Below are 9,638 nucleotides of genomic sequence, written 5' to 3' on the forward strand. Positions count from 1 at the left end.
GGAGCCATCATGCTGACGTTTTTCATCAAACGCCCGCGTTTCGCGATGGTGATTGCGCTGGTCATCACCCTGCTGGGGGCCATTGCGCTGAGGATTATCCCGGTGGAGCAGTACCCGCAGATCACGCCGCCGGTGGTGAACGTCTCTGCCAGCTGGCCGGGTGCCAGCTCCGCTGACGTGGCGGAGGCCATCGCCACGCCGCTGGAGACGCAGCTGAACGGCGTGGACCATATGCTTTACATGGAGTCCACCAGTTCGGACGAAGGCACTTACAGCCTGAACATTACCTTTGCGGCGGGCACCGATCCGGATCTCGCGGCCATCGACGTGCAAAACCGCGTGGCGCAGGCCGTGGCGCAGCTGCCGACCGAGGCGCAGCAAAACGGCGTGCAGGTGCGCAAGCGGGCCACCAACCTGATGATGGGGGTAAGTCTTTACTCACCGAATAACACCCACACGCCGTTGTTCGTCAGCAATTACGCCAGCACCCAGGTGCGCGAGGCGCTGTCGCGTCTGCCCGGCGTAGGGCAGGTGCAGATGTTCGGCGCGCGCGACTACAGCATGCGCATCTGGCTGCGCCCGGACCGCATGAACGCCCTGAACGTCACCACCGATGACGTGGCGCAGGCGCTGCGCGAGCAGAACGTACAGGGCGCGGCGGGTCAGGTGGGCACGCCGCCGGTGTTTAACGGCCAGCAGCAGACCCTGACCATCAACGGGCTGGGGCGCTTAAGCCAGGCCGAAGAGTTTGCCGACATCATCATCCGCGCCGGGGAGATGGGCCAGCTGGTGCGCCTGAAGGACGTCGCCACCATCGAGCTCGGCTCGCGCAGCTACAACTCCGGCGCGCAGCTGAACGGGCACGACTCCGCCTATTTGGGCATCTATCCGACGCCGTCCGCCAACGCCCTGCGCGTGGCCGATGCGGTACGCGCGGAGCTGGAACGCCTCTCAACGCGCTTCCCGGACGACCTGGTTTATGAGGTGAAATTCGACACCACCTCTTTTGTGGCTGCCACCATTAAAGAGATCGGCGTCTCGCTGGCGCTGACGATGCTGGCGGTGGTTATCGTTGTTTCCCTGTTCCTGCAGAGCTGGCGCGCGACGCTGATTGTCGCCCTCGCCATTCCGGTGTCGCTGGTGGGAACCTTCGCGGTGCTCTACACGCTCGGCTACTCCGCCAACACACTCAGCCTGTTTGCCATTATTCTGGCGCTGACCATGGTGGTGGATGACGCCATCGTGGTGGTGGAGAGCGTCGAAACGCTGATGGCGGAAGGACAGAGCCGCATGGCGGCAACCGCGCTGGCGCTGCGCCAGATTGCCGGGCCGGTGATTGCGACGACGCTGGTGCTGCTGGCGGTATTTGTGCCGGTGGCGCTGCTGCCGGGGATTGTCGGCGAACTCTACCGCCAGTTCGCGGTGACGCTCTCCACCGCCGTGACGCTCTCAAGCCTGGTGGCGCTGACCCTGACGCCCGCGCTGTGCGCGATGCTGCTGCGTCCGCGCCCGGAGAAACCTGCGGCCATTTATCACGCCTTCAACCGCGGGCTGGACGCTACACGCGGTTTCTACACCCGCCTCGTGCATGTCTTAAACCTGCGCCCGTGGCTGGCGCTGCTGGCAACCGCAGGCGCGGCGGCAGTCGTGCTGTTCAGCTTTACGTCGATGCCAAAAGGCTTCCTGCCGCAGGAGGACCAGGGCTACTTCTTCGCCAGCGTTCAGTTGCCGGAAGCGGCTTCGCTGGAGCGCACCGAAGCGGTGATGACCACCGCGCGGGAGCTGATCGCCCAAAATCCGGCGGTGGAGGACGTCATTCAGGTCTCCGGATTTAACATCCTCAACGGCACCAGCGCCTCCAACGGCGGGTTTATCTCCATCATGCTGAAGGACTGGAGCGCGCGTCCACCGTTGGAGGAGGTGATGGGCACCCTGCAGCGCCAGCTGCTGGCCCTGCCGGAAGCGACCATCATGACCTTCGCGCCGCCGACGCTGCCGGGGCTGGGCAACGCCTCCGGCTTTGACCTGCGCATCCAGGCCCAGGCGGGGCAGAGCCCGGCGGAGCTGGAGCGCGTCACCCGTGAGGTGCTGGCGGAAGCCAACCAGCATCCGCAGCTGAGCCGTGTGTTCACCACCTGGAGCAGCAACGTGCCGCAGCTGACGCTGACCGTTGACCGCGAGCGCGCCGCCCGTCTCGACGTGCCGGTGTCGCGCATCTTCAGCAGCCTGCAAACCGCCTTTGGCGGCACGCGCGCCGGGGATTTCAGCATCAACAACCGCGTCTACCACGTGGTGATGCAGAACGAGATGCAGTGGCGCGAGCGCGCAGAGCAGATCAGCGAGCTGTTTGTGCGCAGCAACAGCGGCGAGCGGGTGCGCCTGAGCAACCTCGTCACCATCACTCCGACCGTCGGCGCGCCGTTCCTGCAGCAGTACAACCAGTTCCCGTCCGTATCGGTGAGCGGCTCGGCAGCGGCTGGGGTGAGCAGCAGCACCGCGATGGCGGCGATGGGCGAGCTCCTGGCGGAAAGCCTGCCGGCCGGATACGACTACGCCTGGAGCGGTATGTCGTACCAGGAGCAGCAGACAGGTAATCAGGCGATCTGGATCGTGCTGGCGGCGGTGGTGATGGCATGGCTGTTCCTCGTCGCCCAGTACGAGAGCTGGACGCTCCCGGCGAGCGTGATGCTCTCGGTGCTGTTTGCCATTGGCGGGGCGCTGGTCTGGCTGTGGATGGCCGGATACGCCAACGACGTGTACGTGCAGATTGGTCTGGTATTGCTGATCGCGTTAGCGGCCAAGAACGCGATTCTTATCGTTGAGTTCGCCCGCGCGCGGCGTATGGACGGAATGGCGATTGTCGATGCCGCGCGGGAAGGGGCCTCGCGCCGCTTCCGCGCGGTGATGATGACCGCCGTGTCGTTCATTATCGGCGTTCTGCCGATGATGCTGGCGACCGGTGCAGGCGCCCAGAGCCGTCGCATCATCGGCACCACGGTCTTCAGCGGCATGCTGGTGGCGACCGTGGTGGGGATTCTGTTCATCCCCGCGCTGTTCGTGCTGTTCCAGCGCCTGCGGGAGTGGGGCCACGGCCTTACGGACTCGTCGCCCACAGCTCGCAGTGCTTCTGGACCAGAGAAATCAGCGAGCCGCCGTCGGCGATAAAGTCGCGCATGCGCTGCGCCTCGCTCTTGCCCTGCTTTAACAGCAGGGCAATTTCATTGATTGCGCTTGTGGCACCGAGCTTATCGGCCGACGGCGCCACCTGCTCCAGCAGCCAGGCGATGTCCTCCGCCACGGTTCGTTGCTCGCCGGTATGCACATCCGTCAGGATCCCCTCCAGCCCGTAGCGACACGCCTGAAAACGGTTAAAGCGGTAGAGCAGAAAATCCCGTTCCTGATGCTTATACGGTCGCGTGGTCAGCAGCCAGTGTGACGTGGCCTGAATCAGCCCGGCGATGTTAATCGCGTGGCCGAGCGTCAGCGGCGTATCCATCACCCGCACCTCCACGGTGCCAAAATGCGGGCTGGGGCGAATATCCCAGTGCAGATCCTTGATGCTGTCGATCATGCTGGTGGAACTCAGGCGGCGGAACAGCCCTTCGAACTCCTGCCAGCTGTTGACCCACGGCATCTGTCCGTTATCCGGGAACCCGGAGAAGATATTGAGCCGCGACGAGGAGAACTTTGTGTCGGTGCCCTGCATGTACGGCGAGGCGGCCGCCAGGGCAATAAAGTGCGGCACAAAGCGCGACAGGCCGTGAAGGAGGTAAATGGCGTCATCCCCGGTCCTGCAGCCGACGTGAACGTGCTGACCGAACACCGTCGCCTGCAAAATCAGATAGCCAAAGCGCTCCAGCGTGACGTTATAGCGCTCGTCGTCGCACACCTCCTGGCGCTGCCATTTCTGGAACGGATGCGTCCCGCCGCCGCAGATCTGAATGTGCTGCTCTGCCGCCGCGCGCAGGATGCTCTGCTGCATCACCGAGAACTGCGCCGCCGCCTGATCGATGGTCTGACACACGCCGGTGGCGATTTCGAGCATGCTTTCGGTGATGTCGTGTTTGACTTCACCGCCTTTGATGTCGTCTTTGACGGCGGCGATGAGCGCGGAGGAGTCCTGGCTGAGATCGTACCCCGGCGGGTTAACCACCTGCAGTTCGAGCTCGATGCCAAGGGTGAACGGTTCAGAGGATTTAAAATCGGGTAAAGGCATGGCGCACTCCGTTGTCTGTGAATGTTGAGTATAGACAACAGGTGTGGCGCGCCCGTCTCAGGGTGGTATAACTGATAGCAGGCTTAGCAAAAGGGGAGTGACTCATGTCTGACTATCCAGCCATTGCGCTGATTGGTCCCGGTGCGATTGGCACCACCGTTGCCGCGGTACTGCATGACGCGGGCCGCACGCCGCTGCTCTGCGGACGGACCGCACACGCGGCGTTACGCCTGCGTCACGACGAGGGTGAAACGGTGGTGCCCGGCCCGGTATTAACCGATCCGACGGCCATTTCGCGCCCCGTTGACCTCGTGTTTATCGCGGTGAAAACGACGCAAAATGCCGACAGCGCCGGTTGGCTGCGCGCGCTGTGCGATGAAAATACGGTGGTCTGCGCCCTGCAAAACGGCGTGGAACAGAAGGCGCAGCTTGAGCCTTTGGTCAGTGGTGCGACTGTGCTGCCCTCGGTGGTCTGGTTCCCGGCGCAGCGCGAGCCGGATGCCTCCGTCTGGCTGCGCGCCAAACCGCGCCTGACGCTGCCCGATGTGCCTCAGGCACAGCGGGTGGTAGAGGCGCTTCGCGGTACGCGCTGTGAAGTTGAACTCTCGGCAGATTTCCCCACCGTCGCCTGGCGCAAGCTGCTGCAGAATGCGGTCGCCGGGCTGATGGTGCTCGCCAACCGCCGCGCCGGGATGTTCAGGCGCGAGGATATCAGCGAACTTTCGCTGGCCTATCTGCGCGAAGGGCTGTCCGTCGCCCGCGCCGAAGGGGCGAAGCTGAACGATGACGTGGCGCAGGAGATTCTGGCGAACTTCCAGCGCGCGCCAGTGGATTTGGGTACGTCGATTCTCGCTGACCGTCAGGCGGATCGCCCGATGGAGTGGGAAATCCGCAACGGCGTCATCCAGCGCTACGCCCGCAAACACGGCATTGAGGTGCCCATCAGCGACGTGGTGGTGCCGCTGCTGGCGGCGGGGAGCGAGGGGCCGGGTTAACGGTTACTGTTTTTCCGTTCGGCAAAGTAATGGGCGGGCGCGCTGCCCATCGCTTTTCTGAACATGGTGATAAACGCGTTCACAGATTCGTACCCGAGAGTGGGGTGGGGCGATAGAAAGGCGGGAAGATAAGTGAATATGAATATCAGCTTTGTGCCATAATTTTACGTGGTTATCCTGGTAGCGTGTTGATCTGTCGGGAGCAGATCCCGGGAGGTTCAAATGCTTTATAGCTGCATGAATAATACAAAATGGAATGAGATCCGCATGGCAATGGTTAGCATGGAATCTCCCCCCTTATGGAAAATCACTTTTCTCAATGGCTATGAATCTGCAGTTGATGGCGAGTGGTTTTACCATTTCTGTGAAGGTGGCTATTTGGATATCAAGTATCTTGATATTATGACAAACTCAGTTGAACAACATACCATGGTAGGTACTATTCTTCGCGCTATTCATCTCCCTGGAATCGAGGTATCAACCGGTTATAGAATTTGGGGATACGCAGATTCGGTCAGCTATGTAGATTATATTTAACCAGATAAAATCGTTTAATGGCTAACAGGAATACGTTAGTCTTTGCGTAGAATTGGCCTCTACTCCTCACTGTCTAATCGTTACACTGAAAGTTTATTAATTCAAAGTCAATACAATCAGACATCTTCCCATAGCGGCATCAATTCTCCAGGTAATTGTTCCTTATCAAACCCCTCAAACCAATACACAGAGCCTTGCTGTCCAATAATCGGCACTTCTCCCCACCCCGGATGAAACAATGCGCGACTCCAGTCAGGCTTGAGACGACCACGCCGTTTAAGGCGCTGACCATTACACGCAGTTGCTCGTATTGAAGGAAAATTAATAAAGAAACTTAACGGCATTTTCTCTTTGCGCGCACGTTGTAATTGCCTTGATATCCAGTCCTGGTTACGTTTGCGAAGTTTTTGTTTCATTGGCTACTGTTCTGATTGTACTCACTTATCAATCAATGCTCTCACTGTAATCCGACGCCATGCTTTCTACAAGAGTGTCCGTTCTTAACTCAGTGCGGACCTTACCCACTTTTCTGTCCTTTCCGTATAATGAGCGGACGGTGATAGCGTCCGCTCAGTGTTGATGACTGTAAGTGCATTAGTATAGCCATGCATCTTCTGTCATCAAAATGATGAAGCCACTCGTGCTTTTTATCGGATAAACGTTCTTTTTACACGAACAGAGGTTATGAAATAGGGAATCCAAATTAAAGCCGTAATCACGTTTCTAAAAACAGGTACAAGTTCATTATAGCCAATTTCAGCGCCAGGAATTAATATGTAAAGCAAATAGGTATTAAATGACATTGTCGTCACGATTGATATTAAAAACAAAATGTAAAGCTTTGGTAGCGATTTCTTCTTTCTTAGGAAAAATGAAAAAACAGTGACTGTAAAAAGAAATTCGCCAATATAAATAAACAGAGAAACTATGAAGAAAATTTTTGCATTTGCATTCAGGTGCGAATAATTTTCTATCGTAAATTTAAATGCATCTGTCATTGCAAAAAGATAGGAAGCAGCAGTAACCACTAATCCTATAAGAGGTAAAAAAAGAAAACCTCCAATTTTCCTGAAGTTTTTATCTTCACAACTGTCGCAAAACTCTCTGTCCTGAGGTATTTCGACCCCACACTTTATGCATCCCCATTCCATATATGGACCTTTGAAGTATTTTATAACTTACAATAGATTAAACGAAGTCTATTACAAACGCAACTGACTGATAAATAAGTATGCTGTGTAGGTAACTTTTTCGAGTAAATTTGTGTTAAGGGGAGATTCCCGCAGCACAGATATTCATTCTAAGTCCCTACCCGGGACCGAGCTTTGCTAATAACGGTTCCTCAAACATTTCTTTCCGACAATTCCCGACCGGAAAAGAATATTTAAAGTAAAGTGCTAACGCTGAACACCATAAGGTTCTCTGTTGCACTTCAGTCCAGCTTCTCGATATTCATCCTAACCGCTTTCAGCGTTCTCCTGCGGATCCAGCCGCTGCCCGCCCGTATTACCAGCCAGTAAGCCGCCATCCTGAGCCGGGTGCTTCTGTCCGGGCAAAAGACGAACGTTTCCGTACTGAGTTCATGCTGATCTGGTGCCAGTTCCTTTACCTGGTAGCGCAGCAACAGTGTCGCGCTGCCCGGCACGGCAGGCGTCTGAAACGCGCTGGCATCCGGCACGTTTTCCAGACCGAAATCTGCACGCCAGAATTGCCCTCTTAAGCCATAGCAAAGCTCCGATGCTGAATCTTTCAAAAGGGTAAAACTGTGCAGACCAAAGTTGCTGATTGAGTCAGCCTGCTGAACGCGCAGAAGTTTTTGCGGTAATTGCCGCAAAGCCATCAACCGACGAATCACAGCGTCTTGCCGGACGTCAAAGTTGGCAATCAACGGCAGAATATGTTCAGGGTGCGCAGTATGAATGACCGTTCGGTGTTTTTCATGAAACTGGAACTGAGGTAAAAAAGCGGGGACATCCTGCCACTGAGCAAGCGCTTTGCGGGTTACGAATCCAGGATTCAGCATTTCTCTTCCTTGTCATCCCTTGAGTGCAGCCAGAGTATCAGATGGCGTGCTGCAGGCAATCACCAGGAAAAGAGAGGGGGATAGGGCAGTAAATGTAACGAGCCGGTTGGGTTAACGATGTTCGCTTCTTTGCGAATGGAGAAGCTGAGTGATTTCTTTGCGCTTTCTTGTTGCCCATTCGGGCTTGACTGAGAGCATTAAACTGTATTCCTTTCTGAAATAAACCTCTCTGAATTCCCGTTCAGATGAATGTTTTGCTGCATAGGTTGAGGCCAGCCCCGCCAAGGCACTCTCCACAAACCAATAAAGAATTTCATCGTCACTGAGCGTTACTTTTCGCTGTATTTCAAGACCCCTTTCACTGATGATAAAATGATATTCTTTCCCATGAATTTCTAGATAGGGAGTTGCAACCCCATCAGATTGGTCAGGAATAAAGAAGTAATGATTTGGTCTTGTGCCTCCCCCAAGTTGCTCACCTATTTTTAGAAGCTCGTTTCGTAGTTCTTCTATCGTTTTCATCAGCATTCCTTTGTTCTTTTATGTGAAGCACTCATTATCGCAGAATGGGTGCATAGAGTCTGCTCGCGATCACTTCCCCACAAACGCACTCACAGGCAAACCGAAACGCTTCGCCAGCGCCCGCATATGATCCAGGGTCAATGTGCGCTGTCCATTAAGGACCCGACTCACCAGAGACTTCTTACCAATCTCATTCTCGAAATCGCTCTGAGTGAGTTGGTACTGATCCATCAACGTTCGTAATAACGCAACGCCTGACGGAATGCTGGCAATACGCGCGTTAAATTCTGCAAACTCCGGAGACTCGTTTTCGTATTTATCGATTTTCGCGGTAAGCATCTCTACCAGCGGGCTATCGGAGTCGTGCTCAATAAGGTGTTCCACCATCGCCAGCGCATCCTCGTAATCTTGTCGCGACGGGCTTGAGCCCAGGAAGGGAAGCTCGTTAGTCAGCTCGTTTGCCGCTTTGATGGCTGCTGCATAATTCATTCTTTCGTTCTCCGGTAGAGGTCCGTGAGCTTGTCATACTCTGCGTGCGTGCTGATGTGTTTAATGAAGATCTTTCCCCGTTCAAAATCAGCAAAAAATATTATTCTTAAATGCCCGCCACCTACATCAATGACCCACCATTTTTCCCGGTATTTCATCCGGTCCAGGCTGGGAAAGCGCTTTCGCATGTCGCCTGGTGACGAGTAGTGTTCCTTCTTTAGTACCCGGTAAAGATCGTCCAGGGCGAGTGCTTGATTGGGAAAATGTCTGGTCGCCGTATCGAAAGGCGCTCTTGAGACTACGTGCATCCATGCCCCTTGTTTCCAGGATGGAAACATTATAGGTGGTGATTGGTGAGTTGACAATGTGGAAACTACGATGGGAGTGCAGTTTCTACATGCCCGTAATTACGGCGCTCATTTAATGAGTGCGAATACTTTAAGAGGTGGTGGTGAGAGATTAAAGTGGATGGTATGGCTCGGTTTTGGGTATTTGTTTGATTTGCGTAGCGTATTCAGAAATTGTTTGCTGAAAAGGAATCTGGTGGAGGTTAGTTTTACTAACAATATCTTATGGAAGTGTGCGAAAGATGAGTCCGCTTTGTGCCAGCAGCAGACGCTGCAGTATATTCCACTTTCGGCTCGAATCGGACTGAGGTAACGTAGCAGAAATATTTATCCGGACTCAACCAAGATGCCTTCCATCGAAACGTTTATCACTTTTCTTCTCGCGCTGACGCTTCTGGAGATTTCTCCGGGGCCAGACATGATGCTAACTATCGCCAGAGGCGTCGGTCAGGGAAGACGTATTGCACTGTTTACGGTACTGGGTAATGTATTTGTAGCGGGTTTTGTGC

General features: G+C 55.3%; 10 protein-coding genes and 2 pseudogenes. 4 read left to right on the forward strand and 8 right to left on the reverse strand.

Going from position 1 to position 9,638, the window contains the following annotated elements; genetic code table 11:
* Positions 1–9: 9 nt before the first annotated feature.
* Positions 10–3,165: an efflux RND transporter permease subunit gene (locus tag BFG58_RS18805; RefSeq protein WP_069720321.1), complete on the forward strand. Its 3,156-nt coding sequence runs from the start codon at positions 10–12 to the stop codon at positions 3,163–3,165.
* Here the strand turns inward: BFG58_RS18805 and BFG58_RS18810 are convergent.
* Positions 3,095–4,216, reverse strand: coding sequence for a YbdK family carboxylate-amine ligase (locus tag BFG58_RS18810; RefSeq protein ID WP_069720322.1), 1,122 nt, complete (start codon positions 4,214–4,216; stop codon positions 3,095–3,097). The genes BFG58_RS18805 and BFG58_RS18810 overlap by 71 nt on opposite strands.
* Positions 4,217–4,320: 104 nt before the next feature.
* Between BFG58_RS18810 and BFG58_RS18815 the strand changes: the two genes are divergently transcribed.
* The gene (locus BFG58_RS18815) at positions 4,321–5,211 is read left to right on the forward strand and encodes an oxidoreductase (protein ID WP_069720323.1); all 891 of its coding nucleotides are present in this window, start codon (positions 4,321–4,323) and stop codon (positions 5,209–5,211) included.
* On the opposite strand, the pseudogene BFG58_RS24360 reads toward BFG58_RS18815, so the two are convergent.
* Positions 5,208–5,309, reverse strand: a pseudogene (locus BFG58_RS24360) (AraC family transcriptional regulator); the annotation flags it as partial. The gene BFG58_RS18815 and the pseudogene BFG58_RS24360 sit on opposite strands and share 4 nt — an antisense overlap.
* Positions 5,310–5,433: 124 nt before the next feature.
* Here BFG58_RS24360 and BFG58_RS18820 point away from each other — a divergent pair.
* A complete protein-coding gene (locus BFG58_RS18820; RefSeq protein ID WP_083261532.1) occupies positions 5,434–5,748 on the forward strand; it encodes a DUF6678 family protein in 315 nt (104 codons plus the stop codon).
* Positions 5,749–5,864: 116 nt separating this feature from the next.
* On the opposite strand, the gene BFG58_RS23995 is transcribed toward BFG58_RS18820, so the two are convergent.
* From BFG58_RS23995 to BFG58_RS18845, 6 genes are all read right to left on the reverse strand, one after another.
* On the reverse strand, positions 5,865–6,164 hold the full coding sequence (locus BFG58_RS23995) for a hypothetical protein (RefSeq protein ID WP_139125326.1): 300 nt from the start codon (positions 6,162–6,164) through the stop codon (positions 5,865–5,867).
* A 231-nt stretch (positions 6,165–6,395) separates the two neighbouring features.
* Positions 6,396–6,899 (reverse strand): DUF2569 domain-containing protein, encoded by a 504-nt coding sequence (locus BFG58_RS18825; protein ID WP_069720324.1) that lies wholly within the window; start codon positions 6,897–6,899, stop codon positions 6,396–6,398.
* 281 nt (positions 6,900–7,180) lie between these two features.
* The gene (locus BFG58_RS18830; protein WP_069720325.1) at positions 7,181–7,771 is read right to left on the reverse strand and encodes a hypothetical protein; all 591 of its coding nucleotides are present in this window, start codon (positions 7,769–7,771) and stop codon (positions 7,181–7,183) included.
* A 111-nt stretch (positions 7,772–7,882) separates the two neighbouring features.
* Positions 7,883–8,293, reverse strand: a complete 411-nt coding sequence (locus BFG58_RS18835) for an Imm63 family immunity protein (RefSeq protein ID WP_069720326.1) — start codon at positions 8,291–8,293, stop codon at positions 7,883–7,885.
* A 69-nt stretch (positions 8,294–8,362) separates the two neighbouring features.
* Positions 8,363–8,782 (reverse strand): type II toxin-antitoxin system HigA family antitoxin, encoded by a 420-nt coding sequence (locus BFG58_RS18840; protein WP_069720327.1) that lies wholly within the window; start codon positions 8,780–8,782, stop codon positions 8,363–8,365.
* Positions 8,779–9,090: a type II toxin-antitoxin system HigB family toxin gene (locus tag BFG58_RS18845; RefSeq protein WP_069720328.1), complete on the reverse strand. Its 312-nt coding sequence runs from the start codon at positions 9,088–9,090 to the stop codon at positions 8,779–8,781. Before BFG58_RS18845 ends, BFG58_RS18840 begins: the two co-directional genes overlap by 4 nt.
* Positions 9,091–9,475: 385 nt before the next feature.
* Here BFG58_RS18845 and BFG58_RS24365 point away from each other — a divergent pair.
* Positions 9,476–9,638, forward strand: a pseudogene (locus BFG58_RS24365) (LysE family translocator); the annotation flags it as partial.

This window comes from Enterobacter sp. ku-bf2 (assembly GCF_001742765.1).
GTDB classification, from domain to species: Bacteria; Pseudomonadota; Gammaproteobacteria; order Enterobacterales; family Enterobacteriaceae; genus Enterobacter; species Enterobacter quasiroggenkampii.